The organism is Alcaligenes sp. LTN-3, assembly GCF_059735605.1.
This window is the reverse complement of record NZ_JCAPDN010000003.1, coordinates 568,717-583,253: the sequence shown is the minus strand read 5'-3', so window position 1 is coordinate 583,253 and position 14,537 is coordinate 568,717. Positions and strand designations below refer to the sequence as shown.

Genomic DNA, 14,537 nt, shown 5'->3' with positions numbered 1-14,537 from the left:
GCCAACCAAATTGCCATGTCCGCCTTCAAACTCGATAACGTCAGCAAACGCTTCGCCCCCCAAAGCCGGGGACTCAAAAGCCTGTTTTCCCCTCCCCGCTCCGATGCCGGTTTTCTGGCCGTCGATCAGGTCAGCCTGACTATCGAACATGGTGAGTTTTTTGGCTTGCTCGGCCCCAACGGCGCCGGCAAAACAACCCTGATTTCCATGTTGGCGGGCCTGACCCGTCCCACCAGCGGCCAGGTCAGTGTCTGTGGTTACGATGTGCGCACCCAGTACCAAAAAGCCCGCCAATCGCTGGGCGTGGTGCCACAGGAAATTGTTTATGATCCCTTTTTCACTGTTCGTGAAACCTTGCGTCTGCAATCGGGCTATTTTGGCCTGAAACACAATGATGACTGGATCGACGAGATCCTGGCCAATCTGGCCTTGAGCGACAAGGCCGACACCAATATGCGTGCCTTGTCCGGTGGCATGAAGCGCCGCGTGCTGGTTGCCCAGGCACTGGTCCATCGCCCCCCTGTCATTATTCTGGATGAACCCACTGCCGGTGTGGACGTGGACCTGCGCCGCACGCTGTGGGAATTCATCATTCGTCTGAATCAACAAGGCCACACCATCTTGCTGACCACCCACTATCTGGAAGAAGCCCAGGCCCTCTGTGGCCGACTGGCCATGCTCAAGAGTGGCAAGATTGTCGCCCTGGATACCACACAAGCCATTATGGAACGCGCGGGTGGCCACGATCTGGAGGATGCATTTGTGCGCATCATGCACAACGAAGGAAAAATGGGAGTCGCACTGTGAACCAGAACCCCTCTCCCAAACACTGGGGTGTGCCACAAAACACGGACGCACCCGCAAGCAAGATCGGCACCCTGAGCCTGCCCCCTCAGCCCAAGATGGGCTCGGGCTTCCCGACACTGCTGCGCAAAGAGCTGATGCGTTTCTGGAAAGTGGGCTTTCAGACCATTGCCGCTCCGGTGCTGACAGCGCTGATGTATTTGCTGATTTTCGCCCACGTACTGGAAGGTCGCGTCACGGTGTACGACTCCGTGCCCTACACCGCCTTCCTGATTCCGGGCCTGATGATGATGAGCATGTTGCAAAACGCCTTTGCAAACCCCTCGTCATCATTGATTCAAAGCCGCATCACAGGCAATCTGGTCTTTATCCTGTTGCCGCCACTGTCGCACCGCGAAATTTTCGCTGCTTATCTGCTGGCGTCCATCGCCCGTGGCATCTGTGTGGGCCTCTGTGTCTGGTTGGTGTCCCTGTTCTTTGTCTCCTTGCCCCTGGCCAAGCCTTTGTGGGTATTGGTCTTTGCCGTCCTGTCTTGCGGCATCATGGGCACCTTAGGCTTGATCGCCGGCCTGTGGTCTGAAAAATTCGACCAGTTGGCCGCGTTCCAGAACTTTCTGATCATGCCCGCCACCTTTTTGTCAGGTGTGTTCTATTCAATTCATAGCCTGCCGCCGTTTTGGCAGACTGTTTCACACTGGAATCCGTTGCTCTATACCATTGACGGATTCCGCTACGGTTTTTTTGCCGCCTCGGATATTTCTCCCTGGTTCAGCCTGACCGTTGTCGCCAGCGTCTTTGTTGCGCTGTGTCTGATTTCGCTACGCCTGCTTGCCTCAGGCTATAAATTACGGAATTGATCTCATGTTGCCGACTCCCGAACAAGTTCACCAATACATTGCCGACAACCTGCCCTGTGAACACTTGCAAGTGCAAGGCGATGGTTCGCACTTTGAGGCCCTGATCGTCAGCACCGCCTTTGAAGGCAAACGCCTGATTGCGCGTCACCAACTGGTCTACAAGGCCCTGGGTGACCGGATGAAAGCTGAAATCCACGCCCTGTCCATGCGCACGCTGACCCCCGACGAATACAAGGCCAATCCGAATGGATAAATTACGCATCACAGGCGGACAACGCCTCAATGGCGAGATCACCGTCTCTGGCGCCAAAAACGCTGCTCTGCCTATTCTGTGCGCCAGTTTGCTGACTGCCGATACGGTGTACCTGGACAATGTCCCGCGTCTGCGCGATATCGACACCACCCTGAAGCTCTTGGGCCAGTTGGGTGTCACCCAGGAGCGCAATGGCACGCTGGAGCTCAATGCAGGCAACATCACCAATCTGGAAGCGCCCTACGAGCTGGTGAAAACCATGCGCGCCTCCATTCTGGTGCTGGGCCCCCTGCTGGCCCGCTTTGGCCAGGCCCGCGTCAGCCTGCCCGGTGGTTGCGCCATTGGCCAACGCCCGGTAGATCAGCACATCAAGGGTCTGGCTGCCATGGGTGCAGAAATCCATGTCGAGCACGGCTTTGTGAATGCCCGCGCCAAACGCTTGCGTGGTGCAGTGGTGCGCACGGACATGGTGACAGTCACCGGCACCGAAAACCTGATGATGGCCGCTGTCCTGGCAGAAGGCCAAACCATTCTGGAGAACGCGGCCCGCGAACCAGAAATTATTGATCTGGCCGAGCTGCTGATCAAGATGGGCGCCAAGATCCAGGGCCACGGCACCGACCGCATCGTCATTGACGGTGTCGAACGCCTGCACGGTGCCAAGCACACCATCTGCCCCGACCGTATTGAAGCCGGCACCTTCCTGTGTGCTGTTGCCGCTACCGGTGGCGAACTGACCTTGCGCAATACCGATGCTGACGCCATGGGCGCCACGCTGGACAAGCTGCGCGAAGCCGGTCTGCACATTGAAACCGGTCCGGACTGGATCAAGGCCAGCATGAATGGTCGCCCTAAGGCCGTTAGCTTTCGCACCAGCGAATATCCCGGTTTCCCTACCGACATGCAAGCTCAACTGATGGCCTTGAACACCATTGCCGACGGCACCGCCTCGGTTGTGGAAACCATCTTTGAAAATCGCTACATGCACGTGCAGGAATTGAACCGTCTGGGTGCACAGATTGATATCGAAGGCCATATGGCCGTGGTTACCGGCGCCCCCTACCTGACGGGCGCTACCGTCATGGCAACCGACCTGCGTGCTTCGGCCAGTTTGGTCATTGCGGGTCTGGCTGCTCGGGGTGACACCACCGTCGAACGCATCTACCATCTGGACCGTGGCTACGACCGTATGGAAGCCAAGCTTCAAGCCGTAGGCGCCAACATCGAGCGAATCAGCAGCAAGGAAACCTAATGAGCCCCGCCGGTTTAAATCAACCTCTGACGCTGGCCTTGTCCAAAGGCCGGATTTTTGACGAAACCCTGCCTTTGCTGGAAGAGGCGGGCATCAAAGTGCTGGAAAGCCCGGAAACGTCGCGCAAACTGATCCTGCCCACCAATAATCCGGACCTGCGTCTGATTATTGTGCGTGCCACGGACGTGCCGACCTACGTGCAATACGGTGCCGCCCATATCGGGATTGCCGGCAAGGACGTGTTGTACGAGCACATGGAACAGCACCCCGGCGGTCTATACCAGCCCGTGGATCTGAACATTGCCCGTTGCCGTCTGTGCGTAGCCGTGGCGGAGGGCTTTGACTACCATTCGGCTGTCAAACAAGGTTCGCGCTTGCGTATCGCAACCAAATACACGCGCGCGGCTCGCGAACACTTCGCCAGCAAAGGCGTGTACGTGGACCTGATCAAGCTATATGGCTCCATGGAGCTGGCCCCGCTGGTCGGTCTGGCTGACGCCATTGTGGATCTGGTCTCCAGCGGCGGCACCCTGCGTGCCAACAAGCTAGTGGAAGTGGAAGACATCACCCCCATCTCCTCGCGTTTGATCGTCAATCAAGCTGCCATGAAAAACCGTGGTACCCAGCTACAACCCCTGATCGACGCTTTCTCTCGCGCCTCGGTGGACGAGTAAAATCTCCCCTGCTTCTTGCAGGGGACAAACAGCCGAACAATCCTGCTTGCGCAAAAGACGCAGACCGCCTTTTGCGCAAGCGAAATGTTATACACTGGCCCTTGATCCTTAGCTTTTTCCTATAGCGACATGTCACTGATCCATCGCCTGAACTCTCAATCCGCCCAGTTCGATGCCGAACTGCGCACGCTACTGGCTTACGAAGCGTCTGAAGACGCGTCTATCGAGCACGCTTGTGCCGAGATTCTGCATCGTATCCAGCATGAGGGAGACACGGCCTTGTTGGATTACACCCAGCGCTTTGACCGACTGGCCGTTGAACAGGCTTCGGCACTGGAAATTTCTAAAGAAGAGCTGTTTGCAGCCCTGGACAGCCTGCCCGCCGATCAGCGCAAGGCACTGGAGCAGGCCGCCGAGCGCGTGCGCCGTTATCACGAACATCAACGTGCCCAAACCTGGACCTACACAGAAGCCGACGGCACCGTGCTGGGCCAGCAAGTCACCCCCTTGGACCGTGTGGGACTGTATGTTCCCGGTGGCAAGGCCGCTTACCCCTCCTCGGTTCTGATGAACGCCATTCCCGCCAAAGTGGCGGGTGTTCCTGAACTGATCATGGTCACGCCTACACCCGATGGCGTGCGCAACCCTATCGTGCTGGCCGCCGCCGCCATAGGTGGTGTCGATCGCGTGTTCACCATTGGTGGCGCACAAGCCGTGGGCGCCTTGGCTTACGGCACGGATACCATTCCTGCGGTGGACAAGATTGTCGGCCCCGGCAACGCCTATGTAGCCGCTGCCAAACGCCGCGTCTTTGGTGTGGTGGGTATCGACATGATTGCCGGCCCCTCCGAAATCCTGATCATCAGCGACGGCAGTGCTCCGGCCGACTGGGTGGCCATGGACCTGTTCTCCCAGGCCGAACACGACGAGCTGGCCCAGGCCATCTTGCTGTGCCCCGATGCCGACTTTCTGGATCAGGTTGAAGCCGCTATCGAACGCTTGTTACCCACCATGCCACGCGAGGACATCATCCGTCGCAGCCTGTCTGGCCGGGGAGCCCTGATCCACGTCCGCGATCTGGACGAGGCCTGTCAGATCAGCAACCATATCGCGCCGGAACACCTGGAAGTCTCTACCCGGAACGCCCAGGACTTGTTGGGCAAAATCCGCCATGCTGGCGCCATTTTCCTAGGCCCCTACAGCTCCGAATCGCTGGGCGATTACTGTGCCGGGCCTAACCATGTCCTGCCGACGGCACGCACTGCGCGTTTCTCGTCACCGTTGGGCGTCTACGATTTCCAGAAACGCAGCAGCATTATTCAGGTTTCAGAATCAGGCGCCCAGACACTGGGACCCATAGCCGCTACGCTGGCACAAGGCGAGGGCCTGTACGCCCACGCTGCCAGCGCGCAATTCCGATTGAACCAATCCTGATACCGGCCTTGCCGCCGGCTCTGATATGCGTACCGCCGAGATTACCCGCAATACCAATGAAACCCGCATCCGCGTGGCCGTTAACCTGGACGGCACCGGCCGTCACTCGCTCAACAGCGGTGTGCCTTTTCTGGACCACATGCTGGACCAGATTGCCCGCCACGGTCTGATCGACTTGGATGTGCACTGTGAGGGCGATACCCACATCGACGACCACCATACCGTCGAAGATATCGGCATTGCGCTGGGCCAGGCATTTGCCAAGGCTGTCGGTAGCAAAGCCGGTCTGCGCCGCTATGGCCACTCCTACGTGCCGCTGGACGAAGCCCTGTCGCGCGTCGTCGTGGACTTCTCCGGTCGCCCTGGTCTGTTTTATTTTGTGCCCTTTACCCGCGCACGAATCGGTCAGTTCGATGTAGACTTGGCACGCGAGTTTTTCCAGGGTTTTGTCAACCACGCCCTGGTTTCTATGCACATCGATAACCTGCGCGGCGAAAACGCACATCATCAGTGCGAAACCGTGTTTAAAGCCTTTGGTCGAGCATTGCGTATGGCTCTGGAGCTGGACCCACGTAGCGAAGGCGTGGTGCCTTCGACCAAAGGGGTTCTGTAAACGTCCTTTGGACACACATCGTGACCACTATCGCTATTGTCGATTACGGTTCGGGCAACATCTTCTCGGTTGCCCGGGCACTGCATGCCGCTGCACCTGATGCGCGCATTGTTCTTGCTCAAACTCCTCAAGCCATTCTGGATGCGGACCGGGTTGTATTACCCGGCCAGGGAGCCATGCCCGATTGCATGGCCCACCTGGACCAATCCGGTTTGCGCGATGCCTTGCTGACTGCAGCCCGCAGCAAACCTTTATTAGGTATCTGCGTAGGCGAACAAATGCTGTTCGACTCCAGTCAGGAAGGCAATGTCCCCTGTTTAGGTCTGATTCCCGGCCAAGTGCGCCGTTTTGAGGGCCCAAACTACAAAAGCAGCGACCACGCCTCCGGCACCGGGCTGAAAGTGCCCCATATTGGCTGGAACCGCGTACACCAGACTCAAGACCACCCCTTATGGGCTGGCATTGAAGATGGCGCGTTCTTTTACTTTGTGCATAGCTACTTTGTCGATCCGCTGCATATAGATCAAACTTGTGGTTCGACGCACTATGGCCAACGCTTTACCTCGGCGATCGCAAACGCTAATATTTTTGCGTTGCAATGCCATCCTGAGAAAAGTGCGGACAACGGCCTGCAACTGTTCCGGAATTTCGCCAACTGGAAGCCATGATTTTTCAATAAAGCTTCCTGGCGTCTTTTCGACTTTTTCCGACCCAGTATTTCTTACGTTTTTTACGGCTAAAGACCATGCTTTTGATTCCCGCCATCGACCTTAAAGACGGGCGTTGTGTGCGCCTTCGCCAGGGTGACCTGGACGACGCCACTATTTTCTCGGATGATCCGGCCAAAATAGCAACACAGTGGCTCGAGCAAGGGGCCCGGCGCCTGCATCTGGTGGACTTGAACGGCGCTTTTGCCGGCAAGCCCAAGAACAGCGAAGCCATCAAATCCATTATTGCGGCCATTGACGGTGAGATTCCCGTACAGATCGGGGGCGGTATCCGCGATCTGGACACCATCGAACGCTACTTGGACGCCGGAATGAGCTATGTCATTGTTGGCACAGCCGCCGTCAAAAGCCCAGGTTTCCTGCAGGACGCTTGCAGCGCTTTTCCTGGCAGCATCATTGTTGGCCTGGACGCCCGTGACGGCAAAATCGCCACCGATGGCTGGAGCAAGCTGACACGCCACGACGTACTGGACCTGGCCAAGAAATTTGAAGACTACGGCTGCGAATCCATTATCTATACGGATATTGGCCGCGACGGCATGTTGACAGGCGTCAATATCGAAGCCACCGTCAAACTGTCTCAGCACGTCAAGATTCCTGTGATCGCCTCGGGCGGCGTCACCAACCTGAAAGACATCGAAGACCTGTGTGCTGTCGAGCACGAAGGGATTGAAGGTGTCATTTTGGGGCGCAGCATTTATGAAGGCACCCTGGATTTTGCCGAGGCACAAACGTTTGCTGACGAGTACCCGGCATGAGCCAGGTTGCTGCCAACGAATTAGCCTGCCGCATTATCCCCTGTCTGGATGTCACCGCCGGTCGCGTGGTCAAAGGGATCAACTTTGTGGATCTGGTCGATGCCGGAGACCCGGTAGAGATCGCCCGCAAATACAACGACCAGGGTGCCGATGAGCTGACCTTCCTGGACATTACCGCCACCTCGGACAACCGGGATCTGATCTTGCCGATCATCGAACAGGTGGCCAGCCAGATTTTCATTCCGCTGACAGTCGGTGGCGGTGTCCGTGAAGTCACGGACATCCAGCGCCTGCTCAATGCCGGTGCGGACAAGGTGTCCATTAACAGCGCCGCCATCAGCAACCCTGATCTGGTGCGTGCTGCCAGCGATCACCACGGCACGCAGTGCATGGTTGTCGCCATTGATGCTCGCCGTGTCAGTGCCGAAAACGAAGCTCCCCGCTGGGAAGTCTTTACTCACGGCGGCCGTCGTGGAACGGGTCTGGATGTCGTGGAATGGGCAGCCCGCATGGCCGACTATGGCGCAGGCGAGCTGCTGCTGACCAGCATGGACCGCGACGGCACCAAATCCGGCTTTGATCTGGAACTGACCCGTGCCGTATCCGATGCGGTCTCCGTGCCCGTTATCGCCTCTGGCGGCGTGGGTGGCCTGCAAGACCTGGCTGACGGCGTGATCAAAGGTGGTGCTAGTGCCGTGCTGGCCGCCAGCATCTTCCACTATGGTCAACACACTATTGCCGAAGCCAAGGATTTCATGGCTGCGCAAGGTATTCAGGTGCGACGCTAATGGCAGACTTACCGGCTTGGCTGGCTGAAATCCGCTTTGATGAACAAGGTCTGATCCCTGCGATTGCACAGGACCAGGCCACGGGCAAAATCCTGATGGTCGCCTGGATGAACCAGGAGTCCCTGCAAGAAACCGTCAGTACTGGCCGTGCCGTGTACTGGTCGCGTTCCCGCCAGCGCCTGTGGCGCAAAGGCGAGGAATCCGGCCATGTGCAGCATGTCAGCGACTTGCGCCTGGACTGCGACGGCGATGTTATTTTGCTCAGCGTGGAACAGCTTGGTCAGATTGCCTGTCATACGGGACGTGAAAGCTGCTTTTATCGCCAGTTGCAAGGCCAGAGCGATCAAGCACAATGGGTGGTGGTTGATCCCGTCCTGAAAGACCCGGAGCATATTTACCGATGAACGAACAACCTACTGTCGAGACTATTCTCGATCATCTTGGCCGCACTCTGAAGTCCCGTTTGCCGGCACAAGGCGGGGACCCTTCCTCGTCCTATGCCGCCAAGCTTCTGGCCAAAGGGCCGGATGCGTTCTTGAAGAAGATCGGCGAGGAGGCAACCGAGCTGGTCATGGCGGCTAAGGATCAGGAACGCGAACGCATTGTCTGCGAAACCGCAGACCTGTGGTTTCATAGCCTGGTGGCCCTGACCTATTATGGTCTGGAGCCTCGTGATGTCCTGACAGAGCTGCTGCGCCGTGAAGGCACATCGGGATTGGAAGAAAAAGCTTCGCGACCTAAGGATCAAGCGTAATCCTGTCATCTAGTCGCGCTACACTGTCCTAATACCTAGATTTTCAGCATTCGCCCAGCGAGTGCTTCGCTACCGAGGTTGCTATGAGCGAGAACTGTCTTTTCTGTAAAATTGCTGCCGGTCAGATCCCGTCCAAAAAGGTATACGAGGACGAGGATTTTCTGGCATTTCACGATATCAACCCAGCGGCTCCTATTCATATTCTGGTCATTCCCAAAAAACACGTCGTCTCCATGCAGGACGTATCGGACCAGGATAGCGAATGGTTGGGTAAAATGATGGCTTTGGCTCCTTCCCTGGCCGCAAAGGCTGGTTGTCGCCCCGGCCCAGAAGGCGGTTTCCGCATTGTCATCAACAACGGTTTGGATGGCGGGCAGGAAATCAACCATTTACACATGCACATCTTGGGCGGTGAGCGCCCATGGCAACAACGCGCAGCCATGGCTGCTTAAGGGAGATACATTATGGGTAGCTTTAGCATTTGGCACTGGTTGATCGTTCTGGTCATCGTCGCCCTGGTTTTCGGCACCAAAAAACTGCGTAACATCGGCTCGGATCTGGGCGGTGCAGTCAAAGGTTTTAAAGAAGGCATGAAAGAAGTTGGCGACGACGAGAAAAATCCCGAGTCTGTCAGCCAGCGTACGGCAGATCCCCAAACAATCGATGTGCAGGCAAAGGAAAAGTCCGATCGCACCTGACTTTTACGTGAGTCTCCATGTTTGATATCAGCTTTACTGAGCTACTCCTGATTGGTGTAGTTGCTTTGATCGTTATCGGTCCGGAGCGCCTTCCCAAAGTGGCTCGCACAGCCGGGCATCTGCTTGGCCGCGCTCAGCGTTACGTCACCGAGGTCAAATCCGATATCCAACGTGAAATCAATCTGGATGAGGTCAATAAGCTCAAAGACCAGATGGAAGACGCTGCGCGTTCGGTACGCAGCTCGGTCCAGGACACAGGCAAAAGCCTGAGCCAGCCTCTGACCGAAGCGCGCGACACGCTACAAAATGCGTCGGAGTCCGCACGTAAGGCCTTTTCAGATACCGCTGACAGCGCGACTACAACGCCCGACGCCGCTTTAACAGAACCGGCTGCCAGCCAGCCAAGCACGGATGCAGCCGCCCCACCAGCGCCTAGCGCGCCTGCCAGTGACGACGCTCCCCGTCCTACGGATGCTCCCGCCCACCCCGCTAAAGGACCTACGGCATGAGCACCGACGCGCCTCAAGAAGACACCTTTATCTCTCACCTGGTAGAGCTGCGCACACGCCTGTTACGCGCCGTTATTGCCGTGGTGGGAATTTTTATCGTGTTGTTTACCTATCCGGGTGCCTCGGCCATTTACGATGTGTTGGCACAGCCCATGATGAGCTCGCTGCCCGAGGGCACACGCATGATCGCCACGGGGGTAATTACCCCTTTCATGGTGCCGGTCAAAGTCACCCTGATGGCAGCCTTCGTGTTGGCCTTGCCGATTGTGCTTTATCAGGCATGGGCCTTTATTGCGCCTGGCTTGTATAACCACGAGAAGAAACTGGCGTTGCCCCTGATCATGACCAGCACCTTGCTGTTCATCGCTGGCATGGCATTTTGTTATTTCGTGGTGTTCCGCACCGTTTTCCATTTCATCGCCACGTTTGCCCCACAATCGATTACGCCAGCTCCGGACATCGAAGCCTACCTGGGTTTTGTCATGACCATGTTCCTGGCATTTGGCATTACATTTGAAGTGCCGATCGCAGTGATCTTGCTGGTAAAAACAGGCGTTGTGACGGTAGCCAAGCTGCGTGAAATCCGTGGCTATGTCATTGTGGGTGCCTTTGTCATCGCTGCTATTGTTACTCCACCGGACGTGGTCAGCCAGCTTCTGTTAGCAACGCCGCTATGCCTGCTCTATGAGTTAGGGATTCTGGCCGCCAGCCTGATCAAAAAACGAGAAACGGAAAGCAGCGAAGGCCGTGAGCTGGACCTGTAAAACGATCAAAGCAACATCGGTCTGTACACGCTAGGTTTTTGTCAGTGCAGGCCCAAAAATGGCTCTCTTGCCCTGCTCCAAAAAGAGCAGTCCTAGAGAGCCATTCTTTTATAGACGCGTTGCAAAGCCCTTGTGCCGCTACGATCTGTAAAACAGCCAAGAACCGGTACAGCCCTCAAGGCCATGGCCCTTCAACCCTTCTTCGAGGGGCCCCCCACCAGGACAGGCAGGGAAGCTACTGACCTTACTTGCGCACCTGAGGCCGCATACCAACCTTGACAGGAACATCCAGCTCCTTGCCATCGCGCAGCACACGTAACGTCACGGTCTGCCCCGGTTGCACGGGGCCAATCTGGTTGAGCAGATCAATTGAATCGGTCACTGGCTGACCATTCAACCCCAACACGATATCCCCAACCAGCAAATGGGCCTCGGCAGCCGGGCCATGACGCTGCACGCTGGCAATAATCACACCCGCATCACTTTTCAGCTTGAAGCTCTTGACCAAGTCTGGCGTGATGTCCTGCGGCTCCAGCCCCAGCCAACCCCGCGTCACTTCTCCATTACGAATGATCTCGTCCATAATGGCCAGCGCTGTCGAAGCAGGAATGGCAAAGCCGATTCCCAGCGACCCACCGGTTTCAGAATAAATAGCGGTATTGATCCCCACCAGTCGGCCCGTCACATCCACCAAGGCACCACCAGAATTGCCCGGATTGATTGCCGCATCTGTCTGGATAAAGTTCTCGTAAATATTGATACCCAGGCGATTGCGCCCCAGCCCCGACACAATACCCATTGTGGTGGTTTGCCCCACTCCGAAAGGGTTGCCGATAGCCAGTACGACATCTCCCACCTGCAACTGATCCTGGGACTGTGTCCGGATCACCACCAGTTTGGGCAGATCGATCTTGAGCACAGCCAGATCGCTTTCCGGGTCCGAACCAATCAAGCGAGCCTTGGCCTGACGCCCATCCGACAAGGCCACCTCAATGGAGTCGGCCGCCTCGATCACATGGTAATTGGTCAGGATATAGCCTTGTTCGTGTACGATCACGCCCGAGCCCAGGTTGATTGTGGAGCGACGCCCCATCAGATCAGGCAGTTCACGGAACAGACGTTGCAAATCGGGGTCTTCCAGCAAGGGAGAATTGCCTTCCAAATGCTTGCTGGTGTACACATTAACGACAGCCGGCGCGGCCTGGGTGACCGCCGAGGCATAAGACAAGGGGCTCTCCTGGGCGACAGGGGCCAGTAAAGAAGGAACCGGTGCCGGCATGACCACCGCATCAGTTGTGCGCACGGGTAACTGGGGTGCTCCCAACCACTGAGGCCTGAATGTCACCACAATAAAAAAACCCGCTAAGCAGATCGTCACCGCTTGAGCAAATACTAGCCACAATCGACGCATAGCACTCTTTCAGATAAGGATTTCCATGACTCAGGTTTCAACGGCAGAACTGGCCAACTGGCTCAATAGCACCTTGGATATCACCCGTTTCAAGGACTACTGTCCCAATGGGCTCCAGGTCGAAGGCAAGCCCTATATTGGCAAACTTGTCACCGGCGTAACGGCCTCGCTGGCGCTGATTGATGCCGCTATTGCCCGCCAGGCGGACGCAATTTTGGTACACCACGGCTGGTTCTGGAAAAACGAGAACCCATGTATTGTTGGCACCCGAAAAACTCGTATCGAACGCGTCCTGTCGCATCAGCTTAACCTCTTGGGCTATCACCTGCCCCTGGATGCGCATCCCGAGTTTGGCAACAACGCTCAACTGGCTCGGCAATTAGGCATTGAGGTGCTCCGTGATGCAAACGGCTTGGCACAAACCTGTGGCCCGGACGGACTGGTCTGGCTGGGTGAACTGCCTGCCCCCGTTTCACTGGAAACATTCGGCCTGACAGTTTGCAATAACTTACACCGCAAACCACTAATTGTTGGTGATTTACAACGAAAAGTCCGCCGAATCGCCTGGTGCACGGGAGGCGCACAGGGTTTTATTGATAGTGCCGTTGCCGCCCAAGCCGATCTTTATATCAGCGGTGAGGCCTCAGAACAGACCTTTCACAGCGCACAGGAAAACAATATTGCCTTCATGGCTGCCGGTCACCATGCCACCGAACGCTACGGTGCCAAAGCTCTGGGTGAGGAAATTGCGCGTCAATTTGGTATTGAGGTGGAGTTCATCGACATGGACAACCCGATCTGATTTCACCAAAAACCAGCACATATGACCTTGAACAAGCTTTAAAGCCCCGCATGGCTAGACAAGCCCAGGCCAGGAAAGGCTAAAATCAGGCATCCGGCGCGGGCAAACTTGGCCCTGCCGGTGGGTTTACATAAACAAAAGGTGCCGAAAGGCACCTTAAAGCTTTGATACGTTTGGGCTTTTATTTTTTCAGCGAATCCCTGATCTCACGCAGCAACAGCACGTCTTCAGGGGTTGGCGCGGGAACGACTTCCGCTGCTTCTTCCTTGGCCACCGTGGCGCGCATACGGTTAATCATCTTGACCATGCAAAACACCACGAAGGCCAGCAAGATGAAGTTGATCAAAATGGTCAGGAAGCTACCCCACGAAAGAACAACAGCCCCTGCCGACCTCAAAGCTTCCAGGGTTTCTGGGCCGGTAAAGCCCTCTGGTCTACGCAAGACTGTGAACTGATTGGTAAAATTCACCTCGCCGCCAAGGATGAAACTGATGACGGGCATGATGATGTCTTTTACCAGCGAGTCGATAATCTTGCCGAAAGCAGCGCCAATAATGACACCGACCGCAAGGTCCATCATGTTGCCTTTAACGGCGAACTCCCGGAATTCGTTCAGGAAACCTCGAGCCTTGTTCATATGTTCACCTTTGATCAAGTTATGCTGCGCTGGGTAACGCGTATAATGTGCGGTTGAATAATATACCCAGGCCCAAATCCGTAAATTGTGGTATTGCCCGAGTCGGGCAGGAATAAGGATACTAGAATGAGTCAGAACACGACACAGCCCGATGCCAGAGGCGCGGTTGATTTCAATCTTCCGCCCGATCCTTCGCGCCGCACCTGGGTCGCCACCGCCTGTGCATTAGGTGGTGTTGCTGGTGTGGCAACAGCTGTTCCCTTTGTCAGCTCCTTTGCTCCTTCGGAGAAAGCAAAAGCGGCCGGCGCTCCCGTAGAGGTTGATATTTCCAATATCGCCCCCGGTCAGATGCGCACCGTTGAATGGCGCGGGAAACCGGTCTGGATTCTGCACCGCACCCAAGAGCAACTGGACGCCCTGCCCAAGCTCGATAGCCAACTGGCCGACCCTGACTCGGACCGTCCCGGCTACACCCCCGCGTACGCCAAGAACGAATACCGTTCGCGTCGCCCTGAAATCTTTATCTGTATCGGTATTTGCACCCACCTGGGTTGCTCCCCTACCCCGCATCTGGCCGCTGGCGCTGGCGCCGGTCTGCCCGGTGGTTGGGAAGGCGGCTTTCTGTGCCCCTGCCACGGCTCCACGTTTGACCTGGCCGGCCGGGTCTACAGCAACAAGCCTGCTCCGGACAATCTGGAAATCCCGCCCTACGAGTTCTCGGCCGACGGCACGATGGTTACCATCGGCGTAGACGAAAACAACAAGGCCTAAGGCGGCTGTAACCCAATACGTACTATTTAA

Annotated in this window: 20 protein-coding genes; 18 read left to right on the top strand and 2 right to left on the bottom strand. The window is 56.5% G+C overall.

Annotated features, from left to right (window positions below; all coding sequences use genetic code 11):
- The first annotated feature begins 15 nt into the window (after positions 1 to 15).
- The 16 genes from AC6I6N_RS15620 (at position 16) to tatC (ending at position 10,886) form a co-directional block, all read left to right on the top strand.
- The gene (locus AC6I6N_RS15620; RefSeq protein ID WP_108728398.1) at positions 16 to 807 is read left to right on the top strand and encodes an ABC transporter ATP-binding protein; all 792 of its coding nucleotides are present in this window, start codon (positions 16 to 18) and stop codon (positions 805 to 807) included.
- 95 nt (positions 808 to 902) lie between these two features.
- Positions 903 to 1,661, top strand: coding sequence for an ABC transporter permease (locus AC6I6N_RS15615; protein ID WP_094198456.1), 759 nt, complete (start codon positions 903 to 905; stop codon positions 1,659 to 1,661).
- Between the two features lie 4 nt (positions 1,662 to 1,665).
- A complete protein-coding gene (locus tag AC6I6N_RS15610) occupies positions 1,666 to 1,914 on the top strand; it encodes a BolA family protein (RefSeq protein WP_009455487.1) in 249 nt (82 codons plus the stop codon).
- Positions 1,907 to 3,166 (top strand): UDP-N-acetylglucosamine 1-carboxyvinyltransferase, encoded by a 1,260-nt coding sequence (murA, locus tag AC6I6N_RS15605; protein ID WP_094197987.1) that lies wholly within the window; start codon positions 1,907 to 1,909, stop codon positions 3,164 to 3,166. Before AC6I6N_RS15610 ends, murA begins: the two co-directional genes overlap by 8 nt.
- The gene (gene hisG / locus AC6I6N_RS15600) at positions 3,166 to 3,840 is read left to right on the top strand and encodes an ATP phosphoribosyltransferase (RefSeq protein WP_094197988.1); all 675 of its coding nucleotides are present in this window, start codon (positions 3,166 to 3,168) and stop codon (positions 3,838 to 3,840) included. Before murA ends, hisG begins: the two co-directional genes overlap by 1 nt.
- 129 nt (positions 3,841 to 3,969) lie before the next feature.
- A complete protein-coding gene (gene hisD, locus AC6I6N_RS15595; protein ID WP_094197989.1) occupies positions 3,970 to 5,274 on the top strand; it encodes a histidinol dehydrogenase in 1,305 nt (434 codons plus the stop codon).
- A 25-nt stretch (positions 5,275 to 5,299) separates the two neighbouring features.
- Positions 5,300 to 5,887 (top strand): imidazoleglycerol-phosphate dehydratase HisB, encoded by a 588-nt coding sequence (gene hisB / locus AC6I6N_RS15590; RefSeq protein WP_094197990.1) that lies wholly within the window; start codon positions 5,300 to 5,302, stop codon positions 5,885 to 5,887.
- A gap of 20 nt (positions 5,888 to 5,907) precedes the next feature.
- Positions 5,908 to 6,555, top strand: a complete 648-nt coding sequence (gene hisH / locus AC6I6N_RS15585) for an imidazole glycerol phosphate synthase subunit HisH (RefSeq protein WP_094197991.1) — start codon at positions 5,908 to 5,910, stop codon at positions 6,553 to 6,555.
- Between the two features lie 77 nt (positions 6,556 to 6,632).
- Positions 6,633 to 7,373 (top strand): 1-(5-phosphoribosyl)-5-[(5-phosphoribosylamino)methylideneamino]imidazole-4-carboxamide isomerase, encoded by a 741-nt coding sequence (hisA, locus tag AC6I6N_RS15580; RefSeq protein ID WP_094197992.1) that lies wholly within the window; start codon positions 6,633 to 6,635, stop codon positions 7,371 to 7,373.
- A complete protein-coding gene (hisF, locus tag AC6I6N_RS15575) occupies positions 7,370 to 8,161 on the top strand; it encodes an imidazole glycerol phosphate synthase subunit HisF (protein ID WP_094197993.1) in 792 nt (263 codons plus the stop codon). Before hisA ends, hisF begins: the two co-directional genes overlap by 4 nt.
- Positions 8,161 to 8,565, top strand: coding sequence for a phosphoribosyl-AMP cyclohydrolase (gene hisI / locus AC6I6N_RS15570; protein WP_108728395.1), 405 nt, complete (start codon positions 8,161 to 8,163; stop codon positions 8,563 to 8,565). Before hisF ends, hisI begins: the two co-directional genes overlap by 1 nt.
- Positions 8,562 to 8,915 (top strand): phosphoribosyl-ATP diphosphatase, encoded by a 354-nt coding sequence (locus tag AC6I6N_RS15565; RefSeq protein WP_094197995.1) that lies wholly within the window; start codon positions 8,562 to 8,564, stop codon positions 8,913 to 8,915. Before hisI ends, AC6I6N_RS15565 begins: the two co-directional genes overlap by 4 nt.
- 83 nt (positions 8,916 to 8,998) lie before the next feature.
- A complete protein-coding gene (locus AC6I6N_RS15560) occupies positions 8,999 to 9,367 on the top strand; it encodes a histidine triad nucleotide-binding protein (protein WP_094197996.1) in 369 nt (122 codons plus the stop codon).
- A 12-nt stretch (positions 9,368 to 9,379) separates the two neighbouring features.
- Positions 9,380 to 9,613 carry a Sec-independent protein translocase subunit TatA gene (tatA, locus tag AC6I6N_RS15555; RefSeq protein ID WP_094197997.1) on the top strand — a complete coding sequence of 78 codons (234 nt, stop codon included), beginning with the start codon at positions 9,380 to 9,382 and terminating at the stop codon, positions 9,611 to 9,613.
- A gap of 17 nt (positions 9,614 to 9,630) precedes the next feature.
- Positions 9,631 to 10,122 (top strand): Sec-independent protein translocase protein TatB, encoded by a 492-nt coding sequence (tatB, locus tag AC6I6N_RS15550; protein ID WP_125277144.1) that lies wholly within the window; start codon positions 9,631 to 9,633, stop codon positions 10,120 to 10,122.
- Positions 10,119 to 10,886, top strand: a complete 768-nt coding sequence (gene tatC, locus AC6I6N_RS15545; RefSeq protein WP_094197999.1) for a twin-arginine translocase subunit TatC — start codon at positions 10,119 to 10,121, stop codon at positions 10,884 to 10,886. Before tatB ends, tatC begins: the two co-directional genes overlap by 4 nt.
- 244 nt (positions 10,887 to 11,130) lie before the next feature.
- Here the strand turns inward: tatC and AC6I6N_RS15540 are convergent, their stop codons facing one another.
- Positions 11,131 to 12,297, bottom strand: a complete 1,167-nt coding sequence (locus tag AC6I6N_RS15540) for a S1C family serine protease (protein WP_497943619.1) — start codon at positions 12,295 to 12,297, stop codon at positions 11,131 to 11,133.
- A 25-nt stretch (positions 12,298 to 12,322) separates the two neighbouring features.
- Between AC6I6N_RS15540 and AC6I6N_RS15535 the strand changes: the two genes are divergently transcribed.
- A complete protein-coding gene (locus AC6I6N_RS15535) occupies positions 12,323 to 13,099 on the top strand; it encodes a Nif3-like dinuclear metal center hexameric protein (protein ID WP_094198001.1) in 777 nt (258 codons plus the stop codon).
- Between the two features lie 181 nt (positions 13,100 to 13,280).
- Here the strand turns inward: AC6I6N_RS15535 and mscL are convergent, their stop codons facing one another.
- Entirely contained in the window at positions 13,281 to 13,736 is a 456-nt protein-coding gene (mscL, locus tag AC6I6N_RS15530) for a large conductance mechanosensitive channel protein MscL (protein ID WP_094198457.1), read from the bottom strand.
- A gap of 126 nt (positions 13,737 to 13,862) precedes the next feature.
- On the opposite strand from mscL, the gene petA reads away from it, so the two are divergent.
- Positions 13,863 to 14,507 (top strand): ubiquinol-cytochrome c reductase iron-sulfur subunit, encoded by a 645-nt coding sequence (gene petA, locus AC6I6N_RS15525; protein WP_094198002.1) that lies wholly within the window; start codon positions 13,863 to 13,865, stop codon positions 14,505 to 14,507.
- The last annotated feature ends 30 nt before the right edge of the window (positions 14,508 to 14,537 follow it).

Bases quoted from the DNA above. Each gene is read 5' to 3' on its own strand.
- AC6I6N_RS15620 (WP_108728398.1), top strand. From the start codon at position 16: ATGTCCGCCTTCAAACTCGATAACGTCAGCAAACGCTTCGCCCCCCAA.
- AC6I6N_RS15615 (WP_094198456.1), top strand. From the start codon at position 903: ATGGGCTCGGGCTTCCCGACACTGCTGCGCAAAGAGCTGATGCGTTTC.
- AC6I6N_RS15610 (WP_009455487.1), top strand. From the start codon at position 1,666: ATGTTGCCGACTCCCGAACAAGTTCACCAATACATTGCCGACAACCTG.
- murA (WP_094197987.1), top strand. From the start codon at position 1,907: ATGGATAAATTACGCATCACAGGCGGACAACGCCTCAATGGCGAGATC.
- hisG (WP_094197988.1), top strand. From the start codon at position 3,166: ATGAGCCCCGCCGGTTTAAATCAACCTCTGACGCTGGCCTTGTCCAAA.
- hisD (WP_094197989.1), top strand. From the start codon at position 3,970: ATGTCACTGATCCATCGCCTGAACTCTCAATCCGCCCAGTTCGATGCC.
- hisB (WP_094197990.1), top strand. From the start codon at position 5,300: ATGCGTACCGCCGAGATTACCCGCAATACCAATGAAACCCGCATCCGC.
- hisA (WP_094197992.1), top strand. From the start codon at position 6,633: ATGCTTTTGATTCCCGCCATCGACCTTAAAGACGGGCGTTGTGTGCGC.
- hisF (WP_094197993.1), top strand. From the start codon at position 7,370: ATGAGCCAGGTTGCTGCCAACGAATTAGCCTGCCGCATTATCCCCTGT.
- hisI (WP_108728395.1), top strand. From the start codon at position 8,161: ATGGCAGACTTACCGGCTTGGCTGGCTGAAATCCGCTTTGATGAACAA.
- AC6I6N_RS15565 (WP_094197995.1), top strand. From the start codon at position 8,562: ATGAACGAACAACCTACTGTCGAGACTATTCTCGATCATCTTGGCCGC.
- AC6I6N_RS15560 (WP_094197996.1), top strand. From the start codon at position 8,999: ATGAGCGAGAACTGTCTTTTCTGTAAAATTGCTGCCGGTCAGATCCCG.
- tatA (WP_094197997.1), top strand. From the start codon at position 9,380: ATGGGTAGCTTTAGCATTTGGCACTGGTTGATCGTTCTGGTCATCGTC.
- tatB (WP_125277144.1), top strand. From the start codon at position 9,631: ATGTTTGATATCAGCTTTACTGAGCTACTCCTGATTGGTGTAGTTGCT.
- tatC (WP_094197999.1), top strand. From the start codon at position 10,119: ATGAGCACCGACGCGCCTCAAGAAGACACCTTTATCTCTCACCTGGTA.
- AC6I6N_RS15540 (WP_497943619.1), bottom strand. From the start codon at position 12,297: ATGCGTCGATTGTGGCTAGTATTTGCTCAAGCGGTGACGATCTGCTTA.
- AC6I6N_RS15535 (WP_094198001.1), top strand. From the start codon at position 12,323: ATGACTCAGGTTTCAACGGCAGAACTGGCCAACTGGCTCAATAGCACC.
- mscL (WP_094198457.1), bottom strand. From the start codon at position 13,736: ATGAACAAGGCTCGAGGTTTCCTGAACGAATTCCGGGAGTTCGCCGTT.
- petA (WP_094198002.1), top strand. From the start codon at position 13,863: ATGAGTCAGAACACGACACAGCCCGATGCCAGAGGCGCGGTTGATTTC.